This window comes from Streptomyces incanus (assembly GCF_042656345.1).
Classification (GTDB): Bacteria; Actinomycetota; Actinomycetes; order Streptomycetales; family Streptomycetaceae; genus Streptomyces; species Streptomyces incanus.
The window spans coordinates 67598-89144 of record NZ_JBHSPC010000003.1 but is presented as its reverse complement, the minus strand read 5'-3'; the positions used below and the strand labels follow the sequence as shown (position 1 = coordinate 89144).

Sequence of the window (21547 nt, the reverse complement as noted above, 5' to 3'; positions counted from 1 at the left end):
GGCGCATCGTCCAGGGGCGACCGGTGTACATCGTCGGGTACACGCCCCGGGTGAACGGGTACGCCCCCGGCTCGCCCAGCTGCTCGGCCGGGTCCCAGCCGGTCAGGGCGTCGGCTCCGTAGACCGGTTCGATGGGCAGCCCGGATTCTCCGAGCCGCGGCCCTCGAGGTGTCGGGGTCATGTGCGTGATTCTTTCCTTCGGTCAGGCAAGGGTCGGAGCGAGCTCGCGGAGCCAGGCGCAGACGCTTTCGCTGTGCTCTCCGAGGCGCGGCGGCGTGAGGTGTCGCTGTCGGTCGCCATCGCCGAGGATCGCGTCCTGTAGGTGTCGTCCGGTCGGCAGCATCGTGATGACGACCTGGGCCTTGGCCACGGCGTCTGCGACGGAGCCGGCGGTGACGACTCCGGCCTGCCGAGCCGCCGCGGCAGCGTCCGAGGAGAGGTCGTGGCCACGAGGTTCGTGGCCGTGGGGCAGCCCATGTTGCCAAGACCGATGAACCCGGCAATGGCCATCCCACTACCTCCTGGTGCCGTGGAGTACGTACGGCGTCCAAGATCCGGCTTGCGTACCTGCTCGGGCAAGAGGCACTTTGACACAGCCACTGTGCAAACATGCACACGTACGGTGGGGCTGGATTTACTAGGACGCCCAACTATATAGTCGCGGCGAAACCCCGCGGCGCAGGGAAGCCGGCGTGATCCGCCGCTGTGACCTGGGAGTAAGCCGTCGAGCAGGACGTCACTGACGAGCAGCCTGTCAAGCGGACGACACTCGCTGACCGAGCGTCAGAATACCGGCCGCGGGATGTTCCATGTTGTCCCCAAGGATGGAGCTGACACGCATGGCGTAGGTGCGCAGTCACAATCCCGTCCGGTCCGCGCGAAGGGCCGTGCTCCACCACGGGGTTCAGCTGCGCTCGGCCGTCGCGTTCTGGCGGCCCTCAGCCATACGCGATCTCGCGCAACCCCGCATCCGTACGCCATGGCGTACGGATGCGGCGGCCCGGCGCGCCGTCCGGACCACCTGACGAGAGCTGGCACCCTCATGATCCATACCCAAGAACGCGCTTCTGTAGGCGAGTTGACCCACTTCTCCGGCGGCAGGCCCACCCCGGGCACCTCCGGTGCCTTTGGCGAGGTCCACGACCCCGACACCGGCGAGGTCCAGACCCGCGTTCCCCTCGCGAGCCGGGCCGAGACCGAGGAAGCGATCAACGATGCCGAGCGGGCACAGCATGAGTGGGGCCAGTGGAACCTTCAGCGCCGCGCCCGGGTACTGCTGCGGTTCCTGCAACTCGCCCAGCAGGAGAAGGACTCGCTTGCCCGGCTGCTGTCCGCCGAGCACAGCAAGACGGTCGCCGACGCGCACGGCGACCTCCAACCCGGTCTGGAAGCAGTCGAGTGTGAAGCAGGCATCCCGCACCTGCTCAAGGGTGAGTTCACCGACAACGCTGGCACCGGCATCGACTTCTGCATGCGAACGAAGACGGTCACCTCGCGTCGGCCCGCCGGCCTGAGGGAAGGCGCGAAGTTCACGATCCCGACGACGGGGTGAGCGCGATGACCTCCACCCTGCTCACCGAGGACCAGCAGGCCCTCGTCGAGACCACTCTCGACTTCGCCCAGGACCACCTCACCCCGCACGCCCTCGACTGGGACCGGGACAAGCACTTCCCCGTCGACGTCCTGCGCAAGGCCGCAGGGCTCGGCCTCGGCGGCATCTACGTCCGCGAGGAATCCGGGGGCTCCGGTCTCACCCGGGCCGACGGCGTCCTCGTCTTCGAAGCTCTCGCCTCGGGTTGTCCGTCCATCGCGGGTTATCTCTCCATCCACAACATGGTCGCCTGGATGATTGACCACTACGGCGACGCCTGCCAGCGCGAGCGTTGGCTGCCCCGCCTGTGTGCCATGGAGGACCTGTCCAGCTACTGCCTGACCGAGCCGGGCGCCGGCTCGGACGCGGCGGCCCTCACCACCCGGGCCACCCGTGATGGCGACCACTGGGTCCTCACCGGCGTCAAGCAGTTCATCTCCGGCGCCGGGACCTCCCAGCTGTACGTGGTGATGGCGCGCACCGGCAACGATGGCGCGGACGGCGTCTCCGCCTTCGTCGTCGACGAGGACGACCCCGGCCTTTCCTTCGGCCCCAACGAGCGGAAGATGGGCTGGAACGCTCAGTCCACCCGGCAGGTCGTGCTGGATGCCGTACGTGTCCCGGCTGATCGGCTGCTTGGCCGGGAGGGCCAGGGCTTCCGGATCGCGATGAACGGGCTCAACGGCGGCCGCCTCGGCATAGCCGCCTGCTCCCTGGGCGGTGCCCGCAGCGCCCTCGACCGCAGCCTCGCCCACCTAGCCGACCGGGAGGCCTTCGGTCAGCGTCTGCTCGACGCCCAGGCACTGCGCTTCGGCCTCGCCGACATGGCGACGGAACTCGCCGCGGCCCGCGCCCTGGTCCAGCAGGCCGCCCAGGCACTGGACCGGGGCCACCCGCAGGCGCCGTACCTGTGCGCCATGGCCAAGAGGTTCGCCACCGACATCGGGTACGCGGTCGCCGACCGGGCGCTCCAACTGCACGGCGGATACGGCTACCTCAACGAGTACGGCATCGAGAAGATCGTCCGCGATCTTCGCGTCCACCGGATCCTGGAAGGAACCAACGAGATCATGCGCGTCATCGTGGCCCGCGGCCTCACGGAGGCGTTCGGATGACCGACAGCGAAGAGGCGGTCCGGCTCCACACCGCTGGACGCGTCGCCCACCTCACCCTCAACCGCCCCCGCGCCCTCAACGCCCTGAACCACGCGATGGTCCGCCAGGTCGACGAAGCCCTCACCGCCTGGGAGCAAGACCCCGCGGTCGAGACGGTCGTCATCACCGGCGCGGGGGAACGCGGCCTGTGCGCGGGCGGCGACATCCGAGCCATCCACGACGACGTCCGGGACGGCGACGGCAGCACCTCAGCCGCGTTCTGGCGCGACGAATATCGCCTTAACGCCCGCATCGCGCGCTACACCAAGCCCTACGTCGCCGTTATGGACGGCATCGTGATGGGCGGCGGAGTCGGTGTCTCCGCACACGGTAGCGTCCGTGTCGTCACTGAACGGTCCCGGATCGCCATGCCCGAGACCGGTATCGGTTTCGTACCGGACGTCGGCGGCACCTATCTGCTCGCCCTCGCGTCGGGGGAACTCGGCACGCATCTCGCCTTGACAGGCGCCGTCATCGGTGCCGGCGACGCCCTGCTCTGCGGCCTCGCCGACCACTTCGTCCCCTCCTTCGCCCTACCGCGCTTTGTCGCCGACCTCGCCGACCTGCCCGTGCGGGACGCCGTGGCCCGCCATGTGCGGCCCGCGCCGCAGGGGGAGCTGGCCGGGCGGCGGGAGTGGATCGACGCCTGCTACTCGGCCGGCTCGCTAGAGGAGATCGTCCAGCGGCTGCTCGCCCACCCCGACCCCGCCGCCAAGGAGGCCGCCGAGAGTCTGCTCGCCAAGTCGCCCACCGCGCTGAAGGTCACCCTGGCCGCCCTGCGCCGCGCCCGTCGGCTCGGCCTACTGGAGCGGGTCCTCGACCAGGAGTATCGGGTCTCCTGTGTCGCCCTGACCGCTCCCGACCTGGTGGAGGGCATCCGCGCCCAGGTCATCGACAAGGACCACAACCCGCGCTGGTCGCCCGCCACCCTCGCAGAGGTCACCGAGGCCGACGTCGAACGCTTCTTCACCCCTCTCGGCGAGCGCGAACTGGGGCTGGCCGCCGGATCCGTCGCGGAAGTGGCCTAGACGGTATGTAGGTGCCGGTCGTGGGCCCGGGCCTCACTCACAAGTTGTCGTGGGTTTCCGGCCGGGCGCAGCCTGGCCGGTAGTGCCTACATTTGCGGGAGGCCCGGTGTTTTCTGAGCGTACGAGCGTCGGGTCGGATGTGCATGCCCGCAGCGTGGTGGCGTGCGCGATCGACACAGTGACCGGGGAGTTGATCTGCTGTCGGCTCACGCCGCAGCATGTTGACGTCCTCGGGTGGATCAGTTGCCTGCCCAGTCCAGTCGCGGTGGCCTACGAAGCCGGGCCGACCAGGTTCGGCCTGGCCGTGGCGCTTTCGGTGGCGGGGATACACTGCGAGGTACTCGCGCCCTCAAGGCTGCAACGTCCGGCCGATGAGCGGGTGAAAACCGATGCGCGCGACGCTCTGCACTTGGCGAAGCTGCTGCGCCTGGGCGAGTTCACCGCGGTGCAGGTGCCGTCGGCGGCCGAAGAAGCCACCCGGGATCTGGTGCGGCGCGCGAGGATGTGCGCGGGGATCTGATGCGTGCCCGCCATCAGGTGAGCAAACTGCTGCTGCGCCAAGGGCTCGTGTGGAGCGGCGGGGTCACGTGGAGGCCGGCTCACCACGCGTGGCTCGGCGCGCAACGCTTCGACGACGTGGCGATGAAGGCCGCCTACGACAGTGCGTACGAGGCGGTGGTCCTGGCCGAAGGGCGTCGGGCCCGTCTCGATAAAGCGATCGCCGCGATGGCCGCCGACTCACCGTGGTCTGCGGTGGTCGCCCGGCTCGGGTGCCTGCGCGGAACCGACGCTCTCGCCGGCTTTGCCCTGGCCGTGGAAATCGGCGACTGGGAGCGGTTCACCGGAGCGAGCATTGGCGCCTACCTCGGGCTGGTACCGAGTGATGAGCTGCCCCGAGTTTCGCGATCCGATCACCGGTTTGATCTATGCCCTGAAGTGGCTCGCCAGGGCTTTCTCAGTCGAGTACTCGGTTATCTTGCGCTGCCGAGGCAACCACGTCCGGGCGTACTCCTCTATCGTCTGCTGCCCCAGTTCCCGTCGCGCCTCCGCCACCGAGGGAGACGTCTTCTTCCGGTCGGCGTACAGCTCCGTCAGCCGTTCGACCGCCGCGTCCTGAGTCCGATACCCGGTCTCCTCTCGCTGTTTTCCCCGCGCGTCGCGAAACCGGATGGTGCAGGCGTGCGGGCAACGGCTGGGCCTGGCGCAGCCACAGGGCTCGAAGAAGGAGCCCATGCCGCGGGCGAGCCGACGAGCCAAGGAGCGACACCTTCCGGAGGACGAGCGGACCAGCGAAGGCCGGCTCTGCTGTCACGTCCCGCGGTCAGCAGGGCGGAGACCTCCGACTCGCCACATGCTGGCTACTTGCTGACCTGGGGCTCAGCAATCATGCCTCTGACCTGCACTGATGCCCATCTTTTAGATCTTCGGAAACAACGTCGAGGACCGCATGGGGCACCTGCGGTACCTGCTGTTCTACCTGGTCTGCGGGTACGCGGCCGCCTACGGCTCCGCGCTGCTCAACTCCGGCTCCGGGGCCCCGCTGATCGGCGCCTCCGGAGCGATCGCCGGGGTGCTGGGCGCGTATCTGGTGCTGTATCCGAGGGCCCGGATCTGGGTCCTCGTCCCCTTCCTGATCTTCCTGCCGCTGCGGCTGCCGGCCTGGATCGTGCTCGGCATGTGGTTCGTGCTGCAGGCGGTCTACTCGTCCGGCGCGGGCGTCACCGGCGCCGGAACCGTGGCGTACGCGGCCCACGTGGTCGGCTTCGTCGTGGGCATGCTGATCGCCTGGCCCCTCAAGCCGGGCACTCCCCCACCGTCCGAACCGGGCCGCGTCCGCTTCGGACGGCAGGCGCGACGGGGCTGGTAGGGCCACGCGCCGGCGCAGCCGGACAGCTTGAGCTCCTCGCGCTCGGTCGAGGTCAGCTCGCTCGGCCGGCCTTGCCCGCAGTCGGCCTTCGCCTGCTTCGCCCAGTCCCGCAGGTCCTCAGGCCCTCAGGGCTGACCCCGGGGTCCCGGGCGACCTCGGTGACCGTCTTGCCGGAGGCCGGCGCCAACTCGACCGCGTCACGCTTGAACTCGTCCGCGTACCGCTTGCTGTGGTTGCTCTTGCTCAACCTGAGCTAATTCCCCTGGAACCGCTCCGCCCCGGTGTCCACGTGTCCAGGTCAACGGGAACCTCAAGGAAAACTCGGGGAACCTCGGAAGGGCTCATCCGCAATGTGGCCGACAGGGCTGAGGCCCTGCCGATGCAATGGACGGCACGTGCTTTCAGAAAGGAAAGGTTCGCTTCGTGTCACGGGTGGTGACCCATTGCAGCTCGGTGAAGTCCTCCACCATGAACCCGACGCCGAAACGTCCCCAACCGCTGTCCTTGGTTCCGCCGAAGGGCATCTGGGGCTCGTCGTTCACGGGCTGGTCATTGACGTGGACGATACCGGCGTTGATCCTGCGGGCGACCTCAAGGCCCTGGACGGAATCAGCAGCGAGGACGGCCGCGGTGAGTCCGAAGCCGGAAGCGTTGGCGCGCTCGACGGCCTCGTCGCGGTCCTCGACCACGGTGAGGGCCACAAGGGGACCGAAGGTCTCGTCGAAGGCCAGCTCGATGTCGTCGGGTACGTCGGTCAGCACGGTCGCTGGATAGCAAGGCGGCTGGGCCGTTCCCCCGGCGAGGACGCGGGCACCCGCTGCCACGGCTTCTTCGACCCTGCGGCTGAGCGTCGACAGGGCCCACTGGTTGATCACCGGGCCGATCACGGTCCGTGGATCGAGAGGATCACCGAGAGGCAGGCTCGCGACCTTGGCGGCGAAGCGCTCGCTGAAGTCGTCGGCGATCGAGCGCTCGACATAGATCCGTCGCGCACACATGCAGACCTGGCCCTGGTGGACGAACGCGCCGAACGCGGCGGCATCGACCGCGTAGTCGAGGTCCACCCCGTCGAGAACGATCAGGGGATTCTGTCCCCCGAGCTGGAGAAGGACACGCTTGAGGTGTCTGCCCGCCGCTTCCGCCAGCCGCCTGCCCGTCGCGGTCGAGCCCGTGAAACTCAGCCTTCGCACCAGCGGGTTCGCGATCAGCTCGTCGCCGACCAGTGAGGCCTCCCCGGGGGCGTGCGTCACGACGTTGAGCACCCCCGGCGGCAACCCGGCCTCGGTGAAGATCTCCGCCCACAGGGCACCGCACGCGGGCGCCTCCTGCGACGGCTTGAGCACGACGGTGTTACCCAGTGCCAGGGGACCGGCGATCGCGCGGCCGGTCAGCGCCAGGGCCGCGTTCCACGGGGCGATGGCACCGACGACACCTACGGGACGCCGAACCGCCATCGCATGGGTACCCGGCTGGTCCGACGGCAGGACTTGTCCGACAGAGGCGTACGGCAGAGCGGCGGACTGCCTCAACAGGGAGAGCGTGAAGTCCAGTTGGATGTCGCCGAAGTAGCGGCTGCAGCCCGTTTCCCGCGCGAGCAGCGCCATGATCTCGGCGCGTCGGCGTTCCACGATGTCCGCCGCCCTGAGGAAGACTGACTGACGCTCGTGGGGCAACGACTGTGACCACGCGGCGAACGACTGATGGGCCGACTCGATCGCAGCACGTGCGTCGTCCTGGTCGCCGGCGGCGACGACGGCCACCACCTCGCCGGACCAGGGATTTCGGCTTTCGTATGTGCGCCCGTTGCGCGAGTCGACCCACTCACCGGCAATGTGCTGGCGAACAACTGGGGCCGCCGCGGTCTTCACTGATGCTCCTCGTCCGAGGTCCGGTCGCGCAGGTCGTGGCCGCAGGGCTGGGAGGCCACGGCACGTGTGCACCTTACGCGTTCCACTTGCAGGAATCGTATTCCGGGAGGTGGAACGTCCGTCATTCCAGGCAGCCCATGCGACGTGAGATGTCCTGAGCGGCGTGGCGAAGCGGCGCTTCCAGACGTGCCACGACCGCCTCGGCCGTGGCGTTCCAGGCGCTCAAGTGGACGGCGACCCCGAGTGCCGCGCAGACGTTGCCGCGGTGATCCCGCACCGGGACGGCGATCGACCGCAGCCCGGCGGTGAGTTCCTGGTCGTTGACGGCGAGGCCACTGTCGGCGATCTCCGCCAGTTCCAGGAGCAGTTGCTCCCGGGCGGTGATGGTCTTCGGTCCACGCCGCGCGAGGTCGGTCCGGTCCAGGATCGCGCGCACGGACACCGGGTCCCGGTGGGCGAGCAGCACCTTGCCCATCGAGGTGCAGTACGCGGGCAGCCGGGTCCCGATCTGGATGTTGAGCTCGATCCGGAAGCCGGCCCGGACCGGACGACGGCGGTCGACATAGACGATGTCCGCGCCGTCGAGGACAGTCAGGCTGACCGTGTGGTTGGTCTCGTCGGCCAGGGCCTGGATGCTTCCGGCGGCGACGCGCGCGACGTCCAGCGTCCCCACGGCCGCGATGCCGAGGTGCATCGCCGCAGGCCCCAGGAGGTACTTGCGGCTGCCTTCCTCCTGCTCGAGGTAGCGCAGGGCGACGAGGCTCGCGACGTAGCGGTGGCACGTGCTCTTGCTCAACCCGGTCGCCCTGGCCAGCTCGACGAGTCCGAGAGGCCGACGGCCGTCGGAGAGCGCGGTCAGGATCGCGAGGCCCCGTTCGAGCGCCTGCGCGCCCGTGCCTGGTGAGTCGGTCGACCGCGGGTCCGGAGTCATGCGCGGAGCATAGTTGGAACGCAGTTCCCCTGAATGGAACTTCGCGTTGACGTATGTCACACCTCACAGCACGATGCGCCGCAAAGTGATGCCCGTCATATTCGTGGCGGCACGAACTTCCTCAGCCAGGAGGACTCGTCGTGACCAACTTCCCGACCAGCGGCGTCAGCAGACGCAGTCTGCTCAAGGGCGCCGGATACGGTGCCGCGGCTCTCGGTGCGGTACCGCTGCTCAGCGCATGCGGAGGACTGAAGGGCTCGAGTTCGTCCTCCTCGGACGCGCTGCGTATCGGCTACGTGAGCCCGCAGACGGGGCCTCTCGCCAGTTTCGCGTCGGCCGACAACTTCGTCGTCTCCCAGGTCCAGGCCGCGGTGGCCAAGGGGATGAAGATCGGCGGAAAGAAGCGGCGGCTGGAGATCGTCGTCAAGGACACCCAGTCGAACTCCAACCGGGCCACCGAGGTCACCCGGCAGCTGATCAACGAGGGCGTCGACCTGATCGTCGGCTCCTCGACGCCCGACACGACCAACCCCGTCGCCGACCAGTGCGAGGCCAACGGCGTTCCGAACGTGACGACCATCGCGCCGTGGGAGGCATGGTTCCACGGCCGCAAGGGCAAGTCGGGCGAGGGCTTCAAGTACACGACGCTCTTCTTCTTCGGCATGCAGCAGTTCGCGGACTGCTTCATGCCGATGTGGGACAGGGCGGGTGTCTCCAGCAAGGACGTCGCGGCTCTGTGGCCGAACGACACCGACGCCAACGCCTTCCGCAACGGCCTGAGCCCGATGATGAGGAAGAAGGGCTGGACCCCCGTCGACGGCGGCGCCTACGAGGACGGTGCGACCGACTTCACGGCGCAGATCACCAAGTTCAAGAAGTCCGGCGCCGAACTCTTCACGTGCACGCCGATCCCCCCGGACTTCCAGACCTTCTGGAAGCAGGCACAGCAGCAGGGCTTCCATCCGAAGCTCGCCACCGTGGCCAAGGTGATGCTCTTCCCCACCGAGGCGGAGGCGCTGGGCCGCCTGAGCAAGAACATCGCCACCGACATCTGGTGGAGCCCGTTCCACCCGTACGCGTCGGCCCTCGACGGCACCACCGCCAAGCAGCTCGCGGACCGCTACGCCGCCAAGACCGGCAAGCAGTGGACGCAGGCCCTGGGCTCGATCTACTCCCTGTTCGAGGTCGCCATCCAGGCGTTCAAGGACGCCGACGACCCGAAGGACAAGGACGAGGTCGCGAAGAACCTCCGCGAGATGAAGATCCGCTGCATGAGCGGCGACCTCGACTTCACCACCGGTCCCGAGCCCGGCATCGCTCTTCAGCACCCCGTCGGCGGTCAGTGGCGGCCCGGGAAGGACTTCCCCTGGGACGTCGTCATCGTGGACAACACCCCCAACCAGGCGGTTCCGCTCGGGGGCGACCTGGAGCCGACCCGCCCGTGAGCCCACAGGACGAGCTGCTCTCCCTGCGAGGGATCAGCAAGAAGTTCGGCCAGGTCGTCGTCGCCACGGACCTTGCTCTGAGCGTCCGTGGCGACGAGGCCCTCGGCATCGTCGGCCCCAACGGAGCCGGTAAGTCGTCACTGTTCTCCATGATCTCGGGCGACCTGCGGCCCGACCACGGATCGGTGTGGTTCGACGGCAAGGACGTGACCGCGCAGTCGGCGTACCGACGGACCCGCACCGGCATCGGACGCACCTACCAGGTCCCCCGCCCGTTCGAGCACCTCACGGTCTTCGAGAACGTCCTGGTCTCCGCCCACCAGGGTGGGGGACGGCGCGGACGGGACGCCTACGACCATGCGGCATCGGTGCTCGAGCTCACGGGTCTGGCCGCCGAGGCGAACACCCCGGCCGGCCGGCTCGGTCTGCTCCAGCGCAAGCGTCTGGAGCTGTCCCGCTCCCTGGGAACCGACCCCACGCTGCTGCTGCTCGACGAGGTCGCCGGTGGACTGACCGATCCCGAGGTCACGGAACTCGTCGACGTGGTGCGTCGGATCCGGGCCGCGGGGCTTGCGGTCGTGTGGATCGAGCACGTCGTGCACGCCCTGGTGAAGTCGGTGGACCGCATGATCTGCCTCGCGGGCGGACGCGTGGTCGCCGATGGCGCCCCTCTCGACGTCCTCGCGCACCCAGACGTTCGGGAGCTGTATCTCGGTGGCGGTCCCGAGAGCGCTGATGCCACCGCCGACGAGGAGAAAGCCTCACCATGACCCTGCTCAACGTCCACGGCCTGGACGTCCACCACGGACAGCTCCAGGCGATCCGTTCCCTGGACCTCACTCTTGAAGAAGGGGAGGTACTTGCCGTCATCGGCGCGAACGGCGCCGGCAAGTCCACCCTCCTTCGCGCTCTCGCGGGCGGCAACACGCCGACCGCCGGCCGCATCGTCTTCGGCGGAAGCGATGTCACCCGTCTGCCCGCCCACCGCCGTGTGGCAGCCGGGATCGCGCTGGTGCCCGAGGGCCGGAGGCTCTTCCGCTCACTCACGGTGGAGGAGAACCTGCTCACCGGCAGCTACCGAGGTCGCCCCGGGCCGTGGACGCTCCAGCGCGTCTACGAGTTGTTCCCGTGGATGGCCGACCGCCGTCGGCAGAACTCGGCCAACCTCTCGGGCGGAGAACAGCAGTCGGTCGCGATCGGGCGGGCGCTCATGTCCAACCCGAAGCTGATCCTGATCGACGAGCTCTCCCTCGGACTGGCGCCCATCATCGTCCGGCGCATCTACGACGTCCTGCCCACCATCGTCGAGAACGGCACCTCCGCACTGATCGTCGAGCAGGACGTCTCCCAGGCACTGCGGGTGTCCGACAAGGTGCAGTGCCTCCTCGAAGGCAGGTCCGTTCTCAGCGGCTCCCCCGACGAGCTCACCCCGAGCGCCATCGAGCAGGCCTACTTCGGCCTCACGACCTCCGCCGCCTCCGATGCGGCCCACGACTGAAAGGAACTGAAGTGGACTGGTTCAACGCAGTCGTTCAGGGTGTGCTGCTCGGCGGACTGTACGCACTGTTCGCGACCGGCCTGTCCGTGATGTTCGGCGTGATGCGGGTCGTCAACCTCGGACACGGAGATCTCGCTGTCGTCGCCTCGTTCATGGCGCTCGCCATGGTGAACGGCACCGGCCTTCCGCTGTGGGTCGCCATCGCCGTGATGGCACCGCTGTTCGCCGTGCTCGGCTACGTGACCCAGCGTGTGCTGCTGCGACGCAGCCTCCGGGCCGGGCCGATGTCGACACTGGTGGTCACGTTCGGGTTGTCGATCATTCTCCAGAACGTTCTCCTCGAGATCTTCTCGGCCGACACCCGCACGCTCGGCGGTGGCGCCTTCGCCACGGGATCGTTCCGCCTCACACAGGACATCTCGATCCCGTACCTTTCGCTCGCCACCTTTGTGCTGGCGGTGATCGTCATCATCGCGATCCAGATGTTCCTGTCCCGGACCGGTCTCGGGCGCATGCTCCGCGCGAGCTCGGACGATCCCGACACGGCGACTCTGGTCGGCGCCGACAGCCGCCACGTGTACGGCATCGCGACCGCCATCGCGTTCGGGACCGTCGCGCTCGCCGGCGTGATGATGGCAATGCGCTCGTCCTTCGACCCTTCCACAGGACCTTCGCGCCTGCTGTTCGCCTTCGAGGCGGTCGTGATCGGCGGCCTCGGTTCCCTGTGGGGCACGTTGCTCGGCGGCATGGTGCTGGGCCTGACCCAGTCGCTGGGCTCCCAGATCGACCCCGCACTCACCATCCTCGGCGGACACATCGTCTTCCTCGCGGTGCTGGCCCTCCGCCCGCAGGGCCTTCTTCAGGGACGGACCGTATGAGCATCACCGACGCCTTCCTTGCGCACGCCACCCATCGTGCATCCGTACGCCGGTCCAGCCGCTCCGCCTGGTTCGGTTCCGGTCTGATGGGCGTAGCGGTGCTCGTACTCGCCGTCCTGCCGTTCGCGGTGATGACCAGCGTCACCGACTCCCTCGTCAACCTGTTCGTCCTCATCGCGCTCGCGAGCATGTGGAACCTCCTCGCCGGCTTCGGCGGGCTCGTCTCGGTCGGGCAACAGGCCTACTTCGGCCTCGGCGCGTACGCCGTTCTGATGCTTGCCGAGCACGGGGTCCAGGCCTACCTCGCCATTCCGTTGGCGGCGGCGGTCGCGGCGGTCATCGCGATCCCGACCTCCTGGCTGGCGTTCCGGCTTCGCGGCGACTACTTCGCCATCGGCACCTGGGTGATCGCCGAGGTGTTCAGGCTGGTGACGACACGCATCGACGCACTCGGCGGGGCGAGCGGCAAGTCGCTCTCCACTCTGTCCGGCATCGACCCGGTCACGCGTGGGGCGATCACCTACTGGGTGGCTCTCGGCCTGGCGGTAGCGGCTGCCGTCGGCTGCTACCTCCTCCTTCGGAGCCGCCTCGGGCTCTCGCTCATGGCCGTGCGCGACGAGGAGACCGCCGCCAACGCGGTCGGCATCAACGTCCCGCGGGCCAAGCGCTGGGTCTATCTGATCTCGGCTGCCGGCTGTGGTGCCGCAGGCGGCGTCCTGCTCGTGGCATCGCTCAGTGTGAACCCCGATGCCGTCTACAACGTGCAGTGGTCCGCCTACATGATCTTCATCGTCGTCATCGGCGGCATCGGCTACATCGAGGGCCCGATCATCGGGGCGATCATCTTCTTCGCGCTCCAGCAGTCCCTGTCGGACTACGGGAGCTGGTACCTCATCATCCTCGGCGTGTGCGGCACGCTCATGGCCATCTGGGCGCCACGTGGTCTGTGGGGCCTGATCACGGCCCGGGCGCGGATCAGCTTCTTCCCGGTCGGGTACCACCTCGACCGCCGGCCCGGCGCGGGTGCGCCTCAGGAAGCCGGTGGCCGCCGTGACTGATCTGGAGCAGCTCGGTCTCGTCGAAGCGGCGGAGGCTGTCCGGAAGCGTGAGATCTCGCCGGTCGAGCTCACCGAGCACTGTCTCGCCAGGATCGAGGAGACCGAGCCGTATGTGCACGCCTATGTGACCGTGGACGCCCGACGGGCCATCGAGGAGGCTCGCGCCGCAGAGGCGGCTGTCCTGCGGGGCGCCGGGTCGGGCGCCTTGCACGGCATCCCTCTCGGGGTCAAGGACATGTTCGACACCGCCGGTCTTCGCACCACCTACGGTTCCCCGACGGCAGCGCATCACGTGCCGTCGCGTGACGCCACCGCCGTCGCGCGGCTGCGTGACGCCGGCGCGATCGTTCTCGGCAAGCACGCCACCCATGAACTCGCCTGGGGCGGCCGGACCGACAGCGCCTACTTCGGCCCGACGCACAATCCGCGCCGGCGGGGCCACATCCCGGGGGGCTCGTCGGGCGGTTCGGCGGCCTCCGTGGCCGTCGGAAGCAGCCTCGGTTCGATCGGCACCGATACCGCGGGCAGCGTGCGCATCCCAGCGGCGCTGAGTGGATGCGTGGGGTTCAAGCCGACGCGCGGCCGGGTGAGTCTGGCCGGCGTCATGCCGTTGGCGCCTTCCCTCGACCACGTCGGTGTGCTGGCGCGCACCGTGCTCGATGCCGTCGCGCTCCTCGATGTGATCTCGGGCCTGGACACCGCCGATCCGAGCACGCGTGAGCTGGTCGCCGAACGTGAGGACACCGACGTGACGGCGCTGGACGTGGCGTTCTTGTCCGGTTGGCCGGCAGAAATCGTGGATCCAGGCGTGGCGTCCGTGCTCGACGAGGTCCGGGAGGACCTGAGCGGTCGAGGCATCGCGGTCAGCACGGCCACGGCAGGCGGCGAAGCTCCGGCCTCAGCCGTCCTGACGCAGATCCTGGCCGAGGCCGGAACTCGCCATCGCCCCGCATTCGAACGTCGCCCGACCTCGTTCGGGCCCGACATCGCGGAGCTGCTCCGACTTCCGCCACCCACTCCTCGCGACCTCGCCCGCGCTCAGGCGACGGTCTCTCGAGCGGCGGCGGCGCTGCTCGAGCTGCTCCTCGAGCACGACGTACTCGTGCTTCCGACCGTCCCGGTCACCGCCCCGCGCATAGGCGAGTCCTTCGTCGATGTCGGTGACACGCGGGCCGTGCCCATCGAGCTCGTTCTGACCCGGTTGACCAGCATCTTCAACGTCGCGGGGCTTCCCGCTGTCAGCGTTCCGGCCGGCGAGCGCGATGCGCTGCCGGTCGGAGTCCAGATCGTCGGACGCCCCGGAGCCGACCACACCGCCACGGCCGTCGCCGCGTTGATCCAGAACACGACTTCAGTAAGGACCTCTTGACATGAAGGTGACCGCCGCCGTCGTCGAGGAACTCGGCGCCCCCTTCACTCTCGTTGAGCTCGAGCTGGACGAACCCGGGCCGGGTGAAGCGCTGGTCCGGATCGTTGCAACCGGCATATGCCACACCGACGAGATCACCAGGCATGGTGACCTGCCGATGCCCTTTCCCGGCGTCCTGGGTCACGAGGGCGCGGGCGTCGTCGAGGCCGTCGGGCCCGGCGTCACCCACACAGCCGTCGGAGATCACGTCGTCATCGGATGGCCGTCCTGTGGTACGTGCTCGAACTGCCGTAGTGGGCAGCCCCGTTACTGCGCGCGTCTCGGTGAGGCACTCTGCGGTGGAGGCCGACTGCTCGGACCTCATGCGGGCCGGAGCGCTCTGCATCGCGCGAACGGAGGCGGGGTGGTGCACAGCCACTTCTTCGGCCAGTCGTCGTTCGCCACGCATGCACTCACCTGGGCCGAGGCACTGGTGGTGGTTCCTGACACGGCTCCGTTGGAGAAGCTCGGCCCCTTGGCCTGCGGCATCGCGACCGGAGCGGGAGCCGTCTTCAACACGCTGCAGCCCCGTCCCGGGAGCTCGCTCGTCGTGTACGGCGTGGGAGCGGTCGGACTCTCCGCCGTGATGGCGGCACGACTGAGCCCGGCGACCCGCATCATCGCGATCGATCGGCACGCCAACCGACTCGAGCTCGCGCGCCGTTTCGGTGCGACCGACGTCATCGATGCGACGCACACCGATCCGGTCGAGGCCGTGCACGACATCTGTGGTGGGCCGGCCGACTACTCGATCGAGTGCACCGGCGTCATCTCGGTCGTCCGTCAAGCCGCCGACAGCATCGGGATGCTCGGGACCTGCGTGCTCATCGGCGGTGCACCCGCCGGTGCCGAGTTGAGCCTCGACCATCTCACCACGCTCTGGGGCAAGCAGGTCGTGGGCGTCCTGGGTGGCGGAGGTCGTAGCGAGGAGCTCATCGGCACACTGGTCGAGCTGAACGCTCAAGGCCGTTTCCCGTTCGATGAACTCGTGGAGTTCTACGACCTCGCGGACATCGAACGAGGTATGAACGACGCCCTCGCAGGCCGCGTACTGAAGCCGGTCCTGCGCATGCCGTCGCACCCCTGACCGCGACTCGCGCGTCCTCGGACGTGAACCCGTCTACTGAAGGAATCGTTTTGGCACTTTTGGACTCTGTCGACTGGCAGGGCAAGATCTTCAAGAACGGCGCCTGGCTGGCAGGCCACGGTGGTGACTACTCCGTCGTCGAACCCGCGACCGGAGCGGAGCTGGCTCGCATGGGAGCAGCCGGCCCGGAGGATGTGGCCGAGGCCGCCGCCTCAGCGGCCGCGGCGCAACAGGCCTGGGCAGCCGTTCCGTTCACCGAGCGAGCGGCAGTGCTCCGCAGAGCCGGTGATCTGTGGAAGCAGCACGCAAAGGAGGTCGCCGAGTGGAACATCCGTGAGGTCGGCGCCGTCCCGGGCATGGCCCAGTTCGCACTCCACACCGCTGCCGAGGAGTGCTACGAAGCCGCCTCACTGCCCGGCCGCCCGATGGGTGAGTTGCTGCCGAGTGAGCAGCCGCGGCTGTCCATGGCACGCCGCGTCCCCGCCGGCGTCGTGACGGTGATCGCGCCCTTCAACGTGCCGATCATTCTGGCGATCCGCTCCGTCGCTCCCGCCCTGGCTCTCGGCAACTCGGTCCTGCTCAAGCCGGACCCCCGCACCGCGGTCACCGGTGGCACGCTGTTGGCTCGTGTATTCGAGGAGGCAGGCCTGCCTGCCGGCGTGCTGCAGATGCTTCCGGGCGGTGCGGACGTCGGCGAGGCGTTGGTCGTCGACCCGCATGTCCGTGTGATCTCGTTCACCGGCTCCACGGCCGTCGGCCGCCACATCGGCAAGCTCGCCGGCCAGCACCTGAAGCGCGCTCACCTCGAGCTCGGCGGCAACTCCGCACTGCTCGTCCTCGATGACGCCGACGTGGAGGACGCGGTCAATCTGGCCGCGTGGGGCTCGTTCTTCAACCAGGGTCAGATCTGCATGACCACCGGAAGGCACCTCGTGTCGAGTGCGGTCTACGACGATTTCGTCGCCGCGCTCGCCGAGAAGGCACAGAGCCTGCCGGTCGGAGATCCGGCCGGTGGAACCGTCGCTCTCGGACCGGTCATCGACGCCGGGCAGCGTGACAAGATCCACCGCCTGGTCACCGAGAGTGCCGCCCAGGGGGCGAAGGTCGCGGCGGGAGGCACCTACGAGGAGCTCTTCTACCGTCCTACGGTTCTCACGGACATGTCACTCATGGCACCGGCGTTCGCGGAAGAGGTCTTCGGCCCGGTGGCCCCGGTCACCCGCGTCGAGTCCGTGGAGGACGCGGTTCGGATCGCCGGGGACAGCGAGTACGGGCTTTCCCTCGGCATCGTCACCAAGGACGTCATGCACGGCCTGGCCGTGGCCGAGAAGATCCCCACCGGGATCGTGCACATCAACGACCAGACGGTGAACGACGAAGCGGTGGCACCGTTCGGAGGGGTGAAGGCCTCGGGCACGGGATCCCGCTTCGGCGGGGCCGCCGCGAACATCGAGGCCTTCACCGAGACTCGCTGGATCACCATGCGTGGCACCGCTGCGCGCTACCCCTTCTGATCGATATGCCTTGGTCCGGCTGGGGACGCCGCGTCCAGCGGCCCCGGCCGGACCATGCGTCGTCGGCTCCGGCGGACGCCGTCAGCGTTGCGGGAGCCGTCGTGCACGGACTCGCCACCGTCGACGCCCAGCACCCCTCCATGACGAAGCCGGCACGTCGTGAAGCCGGGAACAGCATGGCCTCAGCCTTCTGCGACCCGGCCGAGTGCCATGTCGGTACCGACGGGTCCGAGCCGGTCGTCGGCCCGGCCGTGCTGTTACGCGTTCACCCCCGCTCGGTCCTCTACCGTCAGGCGCGTGCCCACCTACGCGTAGACGCGTTCCCGAGCGGGGAAGTCCCCGGGTGGCGCCTACCACTTGATCCCGTTGTCGCACGGGAGCGGCGCGGCGGAGTGGATGGCCGACCGGCTTCGCCCCGTTCGTGCCGGACTTGCGTGGCCCGGGCGACCCGAACGAGGTCCGCGGGCACCTTGCCGCGTGGCCGACCCGACCGTGCTTCTGCACCGTTTCCGCCCCCTGCCGATCCAGCGGGAGGTCCCCGACCACGTCCATGGGCCCTACCCAGCCTGGGATGCGACTGATCTGCTGGAGGCGGCGCACGTCATTGAGCCTTTCCCAGCAATGGATCATGACGGTGTGTGATCGTTCGGATGGTCCGGTCGTGCTCGAGCTGGAGCAGGACCGGGGCCGTGGCCGCAATCCGGGTGATCCGGCCGGGGTCGAGGCTGACTCGTCGCAGGGCCTTGAAGGTGGTTTTGAGAGGGAGTTGGCTCGTTCGCACACGCCATGGATACATCGGATGACCTTGTTGCAGGTCTGCTGGGCCTCGGCCGGCGTGCCTCCCGTGGGCTTCTTGCCCGAGTGGCGGAAGCCGTCTCCCGCGTTTTCGTACCCGAGATCGACCAGGGGTGGCACGCCCAGCTGGGCTGCGACACGGTTGAGCGCGTCGGTCAGGCCGTGCCGGCGGGCGCAGGTGATGTCGTGCTCGCGACCCGGGCGGACCGGCGAGACCCAGATCGACCAGCCGTCCGGAGCGGAGATGACCTGTACGTTCCCGCCGTGATGCCGGTGCTTGCCCGACTACCACAGGTCCACGCCGTGGGGGCCGGGGGCCGCGCCCCGGTCGGTGCGGACCTGTGGTTCCGTCCAGGTGCAGATACGTCAGCCCCGCCGCCTTCGCTCCCTGAAGCGCGGTGTGCGGATCCGGCGGCCAGGAGGGTCAGACCTTCGTGCGGGTACCGATAGGCGGTGGAGGACGACAGGCTATTGTCCCGGGCGAGTCGGGTCAGGCGGGTGCCGTCGATGAACCAGCGCAAGATGAGCACGGCCTGCCGGAAGCAGCCCAGTCCGCGTCGCCCTCTGCGGGTGCCGATCGCCGTACGATGGTCACGCAGCAGCCGGGCCAGGTGCTCGACGGTGGACCGGCGGACCTCAAGCACGGCGGTGTATGTGGCACTGATCGGCACGTGAGGCCCCTCGGTCGAATCTTTCTGTCACAAGATCGTTCCTACCAGCGGCCTTACGGCTGTACGGACTTGGGGACGGCAGGGGCGCAGGACAGCCCAACGATCACAACGAGCAACGACCAGTTACCGGGAAAGGCTCAGTGACCGAACCTGAGTAATGCGGCGCTCCGCAGATCCCTCTGCGGAGCGCCGCATCCGCTTACAGCCTTCAACAACTGGTGAAGGCCTGCCCACCCCGCAGACCCGCACGGGAGACACTCATGCTGTTCGTCATCGCCATCATCGGAATCTCCACACTCGGCTTCACCCTGTGGTACTCGGTGCGCGTCGCCAAAATGCGCGGCCTGCCCGCGTGGCGCAGGTTCTTCCCCCTCAGCCTTCTTGTGCTGTCCATCGCAGCCAGCCTGCTGCGAGCCGCCGACATCCCCCAGGTCGCGAACGCTGTCGCTTTCCCCCTGCTCCTGGCCGCGATCGCGGTGTCCCTGAGGGAAGTACGGGCCGAGAGCAACCGGCGCACATCAACGGCGACGCAGTAGAAAACCCACACCCGAAACGCTTCGGGCACGGGAGGGTGTGTCAACTTAACGGCTCTGTCTCCTATCCGGTGGTGACAGAAAGTGAGAATTGGGCATCTCCGCCTTGCGGAGAGTGCGGCTGGTGCTCCGACCTCCATGCTTCGAAGCGGATGGCAGCGCATCGGGGTCGCTGAGCTTGTCGCGCCGGACTCTCACGGACAGGCACCGGGCCGATCGGCCGACTCCGGGGAACGACCGCTGTGGTGCGCGGACCTGCGGGTTCATGATCGACGGCATCTTTGTCGCCGTCCTCACGGAATGACGATGGGAAGCGGAAGTACGGCCACACGCAGTGGGAGATGACCTCCACCGGGTACCGATGCCCTCTGTACGACGGCGACGCGTCCCTCACGGGCACCTCCTCCACCATGATCAATCCGAAGATCATCCCACCCGGTCAGCCAACATGACAGTGCTCCCCAGAGTCATGGGCATCAGTGTGCCGGTTCGGTCAGGTCGCCTCGAACCGAGAGGTCGCAACATGGGCGTGTGTGCGGCAGCGGCGAGCTCTGGAACTGACGACGCCGAGAGCACATCACACGACATGTCACCGCGCCTTCCCCGCGTGCCTGCGGACGGATACCGTCCGCCCTCTGGCGGACGCGCGTAGACATCCGCCATGATCTGCGTGCACCACCTGCACAGCCGCCCCCAAGGAAACCTGGCCCCCAGCAGGAAGGGTTCGCACATGAAGGCCGTGAAGGCTCTGAGGTTCCTGAGGATCCGCTCGGTCCTGACCGCTCTCGCTCTGGTCATCGCCCCCGGCGCCGCCGTCATCGGCACGGCGGGCGAGGCGTCCGCCGCCACGAAGATCAGCCACGCCACCGCGACCTCGATGTTCCGCGAGGTGGGCCTCACCTGGTCGTCCTCCGGCAACTGCTCGAACCGCAACACCTCGACATGCACGTCGTTCGAACAGCTCAACCTCGCCAGCGCCCAGGGCGCCCAGACCCTCAAGCGGGCCAGCGGCTGCGCACTGAACATCACCGGCGGCACCGAGACGGGCCATGCCTCCGGGACGTACTCGCACTGGAACGGCTACAAGCTCGACTACAGCAAGTACACGTGCCTCGGGAACTACATCAAGAACAACTTCGCCTACATCGGGGTGCGCGGCGACGGCGCCCAGCAGTGGCGTTCCGGTTCCGGCAACATCTACGCCGAAGAGGGCAACCACTGGGACGTCACGTACTACAACTGCGGCGGCTGCTGAGCCGTACCCCGCACACCCCGCAGCCACCGTTCGGCCCGTTGCGGGCGGGCCGAACGGTGAGCCCGGGTCACACTGACCGTACGGCTCGTCTCCCGGCCGCCCGCGGCTGTCCCGCTCGGACATACGATTCTGGGTTTGTCCTGCAGCTTCTCCGTGTGGGGCAACGGCCTCCGCGGCGCCTGGGATGATCCTCCGATGCCGCTGTCGATCGTCACCGCGCTGGTCCGGAATCTGGCCAAGGTGCCCGCTGTCGTGCTGCGCAGCCGGGTGGCCAAGGACGCGGAGGTGCTGGCGCTGCGGCACGGCTCCGCCTGAGCAGGCCGCGGTGCCGGCGCGAGATCGTCTCCGGGCGGACCAGCAGCAGGAGATGCCGCAACTGCTCCCTCGGCAGGCGGCGGAGCAGACCGGCCAGGACCACCCGGTCGGTGCCGGCGAACGTCGGCTTGCCGACCCGGCGTTGCAGGACCGGCAGTCGGCGTTGCAGGGCGAGGATCTCGATGTCCTTGTCCCGGTCGCTCATCGCCGGCAGACGGAGCAGGGCGAGGGCGTTGGTGGCGGCGAGGCAGGCCAGGCGCAGCAGCACAAGAGATCATGATGCCGTCCGCATGGGTCCGCGGGAAGACAATCAAAGGCCGGCGTGCGCGGCCCGCCGCCGGGCAATCAAGACCGTGACCTGCGTGGATGATGTACCGGCACCCGCACTTCCGCTCCGCTGGTGGAGCGCAGCGGTTTCTGTCCGCGTTCAGCGGCATCTCGCTCCACTTCCGACCCCGCCGCCATCTGATGACCGCACTCGACCACCGAGCCGAGATGACCGTCCGCTTCGCGATCTGGGACCAGATCACCAGCGCTGCCGGCCGCCCCACCACGGCCTGAACGCAGGCCCGGACCGCGGGCCCACCATGCCCGACACACTGACAGGCACCTGCAAACCCAACAACGTGACAGCACCTCGGCTTCGCTGAC

At 68.4% G+C, this 21547-nt stretch carries 20 protein-coding genes and 4 pseudogenes; 17 read left to right on the top strand and 7 right to left on the bottom strand.

What is annotated here, in order from left to right; all coding sequences use genetic code 11:
* The coding region (locus ACFP2V_RS00980; protein WP_381204351.1) for a methylmalonyl-CoA mutase family protein at window positions 1–181 on the bottom strand (181 nt) is incomplete at its 3' end.
* Window positions 182–202: 21 nt separating this feature from the next.
* Window positions 203–472 carry an NAD(P)-binding domain-containing protein gene (locus ACFP2V_RS00975; protein ID WP_248844260.1) on the bottom strand — a complete coding sequence of 90 codons (270 nt, stop codon included), beginning with the start codon at window positions 470–472 and terminating at the stop codon, window positions 203–205.
* A gap of 570 nt (window positions 473–1042) precedes the next feature.
* Between ACFP2V_RS00975 and ACFP2V_RS00970 the strand changes: the two are divergent.
* The 4 genes and pseudogenes from ACFP2V_RS00970 to ACFP2V_RS00955 all read left to right on the top strand — a co-directional run.
* Window positions 1043–1522 (top strand): annotated as a pseudogene (locus ACFP2V_RS00970) (aldehyde dehydrogenase family protein); the annotation flags it as partial.
* A gap of 35 nt (window positions 1523–1557) precedes the next feature.
* Window positions 1558–2706 (top strand): acyl-CoA dehydrogenase family protein, encoded by a 1149-nt coding sequence (locus tag ACFP2V_RS00965; RefSeq protein WP_055629859.1) that lies wholly within the window; start codon window positions 1558–1560, stop codon window positions 2704–2706.
* Window positions 2703–3773 carry an enoyl-CoA hydratase/isomerase family protein gene (locus ACFP2V_RS00960; protein WP_055629858.1) on the top strand — a complete coding sequence of 357 codons (1071 nt, stop codon included), beginning with the start codon at window positions 2703–2705 and terminating at the stop codon, window positions 3771–3773. The genes ACFP2V_RS00965 and ACFP2V_RS00960 overlap by 4 nt, the downstream gene beginning before the upstream one ends.
* A gap of 106 nt (window positions 3774–3879) precedes the next feature.
* Window positions 3880–4293, top strand: coding sequence for an IS110 family transposase (locus tag ACFP2V_RS00955; RefSeq protein WP_055630739.1), 414 nt, complete (start codon window positions 3880–3882; stop codon window positions 4291–4293).
* 404 nt (window positions 4294–4697) lie between these two features.
* On the opposite strand, the gene ACFP2V_RS00950 is transcribed toward ACFP2V_RS00955, so the two are convergent.
* The gene (locus tag ACFP2V_RS00950; RefSeq protein WP_381204350.1) at window positions 4698–5030 is read right to left on the bottom strand and encodes a hypothetical protein; all 333 of its coding nucleotides are present in this window, start codon (window positions 5028–5030) and stop codon (window positions 4698–4700) included.
* A gap of 163 nt (window positions 5031–5193) precedes the next feature.
* Here ACFP2V_RS00950 and ACFP2V_RS00945 point away from each other — a divergent pair.
* Window positions 5194–5640 (top strand): annotated as a pseudogene (locus ACFP2V_RS00945) (rhomboid family intramembrane serine protease); the annotation flags it as partial.
* Window positions 5641–5692: 52 nt separating this feature from the next.
* On the opposite strand, the gene ACFP2V_RS00940 reads toward ACFP2V_RS00945, so the two are convergent.
* The 3 genes from ACFP2V_RS00940 to ACFP2V_RS00930 all read right to left on the bottom strand — a co-directional run bounded on the left by ACFP2V_RS00940 (window position 5693) and on the right by ACFP2V_RS00930 (window position 8439).
* Window positions 5693–5887 carry a transposase gene (locus tag ACFP2V_RS00940; protein WP_381204349.1) on the bottom strand — a complete coding sequence of 65 codons (195 nt, stop codon included), beginning with the start codon at window positions 5885–5887 and terminating at the stop codon, window positions 5693–5695.
* A 154-nt stretch (window positions 5888–6041) separates the two neighbouring features.
* On the bottom strand, window positions 6042–7508 hold the full coding sequence (locus tag ACFP2V_RS00935) for an aldehyde dehydrogenase family protein (RefSeq protein WP_381204348.1): 1467 nt from the start codon (window positions 7506–7508) through the stop codon (window positions 6042–6044).
* Between the two features lie 121 nt (window positions 7509–7629).
* Complete coding sequence (locus ACFP2V_RS00930) at window positions 7630–8439, bottom strand: IclR family transcriptional regulator (protein WP_381204347.1); 810 nt, start codon at window positions 8437–8439, stop codon at window positions 7630–7632.
* 140 nt (window positions 8440–8579) lie between these two features.
* Between ACFP2V_RS00930 and ACFP2V_RS00925 the strand changes: the two genes are divergently transcribed.
* The 8 genes from ACFP2V_RS00925 to ACFP2V_RS00890 are packed head-to-tail and all read left to right on the top strand — an operon-like array spanning window position 8580 to window position 17327.
* On the top strand, window positions 8580–9884 hold the full coding sequence (locus tag ACFP2V_RS00925; protein ID WP_381204346.1) for an ABC transporter substrate-binding protein: 1305 nt from the start codon (window positions 8580–8582) through the stop codon (window positions 9882–9884).
* Entirely contained in the window at window positions 9881–10654 is a 774-nt protein-coding gene (locus ACFP2V_RS00920) for an ABC transporter ATP-binding protein (RefSeq protein ID WP_381204345.1), read from the top strand. The genes ACFP2V_RS00925 and ACFP2V_RS00920 overlap by 4 nt, the downstream gene beginning before the upstream one ends.
* A complete protein-coding gene (locus ACFP2V_RS00915) occupies window positions 10651–11382 on the top strand; it encodes an ABC transporter ATP-binding protein (protein ID WP_381204344.1) in 732 nt (243 codons plus the stop codon). The genes ACFP2V_RS00920 and ACFP2V_RS00915 overlap by 4 nt, the downstream gene beginning before the upstream one ends.
* An 11-nt stretch (window positions 11383–11393) precedes the next feature.
* Window positions 11394–12260 carry a branched-chain amino acid ABC transporter permease gene (locus ACFP2V_RS00910; protein ID WP_381204343.1) on the top strand — a complete coding sequence of 289 codons (867 nt, stop codon included), beginning with the start codon at window positions 11394–11396 and terminating at the stop codon, window positions 12258–12260.
* Window positions 12257–13318 (top strand): branched-chain amino acid ABC transporter permease, encoded by a 1062-nt coding sequence (locus ACFP2V_RS00905; protein ID WP_381204342.1) that lies wholly within the window; start codon window positions 12257–12259, stop codon window positions 13316–13318. Before ACFP2V_RS00910 ends, ACFP2V_RS00905 begins: the two co-directional genes overlap by 4 nt.
* The gene (locus ACFP2V_RS00900) at window positions 13302–14687 is read left to right on the top strand and encodes an amidase (protein WP_381204341.1); all 1386 of its coding nucleotides are present in this window, start codon (window positions 13302–13304) and stop codon (window positions 14685–14687) included. Before ACFP2V_RS00905 ends, ACFP2V_RS00900 begins: the two co-directional genes overlap by 17 nt.
* A gap of 1 nt (window position 14688) precedes the next feature.
* A complete protein-coding gene (locus ACFP2V_RS00895; RefSeq protein WP_381204340.1) occupies window positions 14689–15813 on the top strand; it encodes an NAD(P)-dependent alcohol dehydrogenase in 1125 nt (374 codons plus the stop codon).
* A 50-nt stretch (window positions 15814–15863) separates the two neighbouring features.
* Window positions 15864–17327 carry a benzaldehyde dehydrogenase gene (locus ACFP2V_RS00890; RefSeq protein WP_381204339.1) on the top strand — a complete coding sequence of 488 codons (1464 nt, stop codon included), beginning with the start codon at window positions 15864–15866 and terminating at the stop codon, window positions 17325–17327.
* A 601-nt stretch (window positions 17328–17928) separates the two neighbouring features.
* Here the strand turns inward: ACFP2V_RS00890 and ACFP2V_RS00885 are convergent.
* Window positions 17929–18793, bottom strand: a pseudogene (locus ACFP2V_RS00885) (transposase family protein).
* A 260-nt stretch (window positions 18794–19053) separates the two neighbouring features.
* On the opposite strand from ACFP2V_RS00885, the gene ACFP2V_RS00880 reads away from it, so the two are divergent.
* The 4 genes and pseudogenes from ACFP2V_RS00880 to ACFP2V_RS00860 all read left to right on the top strand — a co-directional run.
* The gene (locus ACFP2V_RS00880) at window positions 19054–19329 is read left to right on the top strand and encodes a hypothetical protein (RefSeq protein WP_381204338.1); all 276 of its coding nucleotides are present in this window, start codon (window positions 19054–19056) and stop codon (window positions 19327–19329) included.
* Between the two features lie 727 nt (window positions 19330–20056).
* A complete protein-coding gene (locus ACFP2V_RS00870; protein ID WP_381204354.1) occupies window positions 20057–20581 on the top strand; it encodes a hypothetical protein in 525 nt (174 codons plus the stop codon).
* A 367-nt stretch (window positions 20582–20948) separates the two neighbouring features.
* Window positions 20949–21176, top strand: coding sequence for a hypothetical protein (locus ACFP2V_RS00865; RefSeq protein WP_381204337.1), 228 nt, complete (start codon window positions 20949–20951; stop codon window positions 21174–21176).
* A gap of 107 nt (window positions 21177–21283) precedes the next feature.
* Window positions 21284–21457: pseudogene (locus ACFP2V_RS00860) on the top strand (IS6 family transposase); the annotation flags it as partial.
* Window positions 21458–21547 lie beyond the last annotated feature (90 nt).

Bases quoted from the DNA above. Each gene is read 5' to 3' on its own strand.
- ACFP2V_RS00915 (WP_381204344.1), top strand. From the start codon at position 10,651: ATGACCCTGCTCAACGTCCACGGCCTGGACGTCCACCACGGACAGCTC.
- ACFP2V_RS00870 (WP_381204354.1), top strand. From the start codon at position 20,057: ATGAAGGCCGTGAAGGCTCTGAGGTTCCTGAGGATCCGCTCGGTCCTG.
- ACFP2V_RS00865 (WP_381204337.1), top strand. From the start codon at position 20,949: ATGCCGCAACTGCTCCCTCGGCAGGCGGCGGAGCAGACCGGCCAGGAC.
- ACFP2V_RS00880 (WP_381204338.1), top strand. From the start codon at position 19,054: ATGCTGTTCGTCATCGCCATCATCGGAATCTCCACACTCGGCTTCACC.
- ACFP2V_RS00895 (WP_381204340.1), top strand. From the start codon at position 14,689: ATGAAGGTGACCGCCGCCGTCGTCGAGGAACTCGGCGCCCCCTTCACT.
- ACFP2V_RS00905 (WP_381204342.1), top strand. From the start codon at position 12,257: ATGAGCATCACCGACGCCTTCCTTGCGCACGCCACCCATCGTGCATCC.
- ACFP2V_RS00930 (WP_381204347.1), bottom strand. From the start codon at position 8,439: ATGACTCCGGACCCGCGGTCGACCGACTCACCAGGCACGGGCGCGCAG.
- ACFP2V_RS00960 (WP_055629858.1), top strand. From the start codon at position 2,703: ATGACCGACAGCGAAGAGGCGGTCCGGCTCCACACCGCTGGACGCGTC.
- ACFP2V_RS00965 (WP_055629859.1), top strand. From the start codon at position 1,558: ATGACCTCCACCCTGCTCACCGAGGACCAGCAGGCCCTCGTCGAGACC.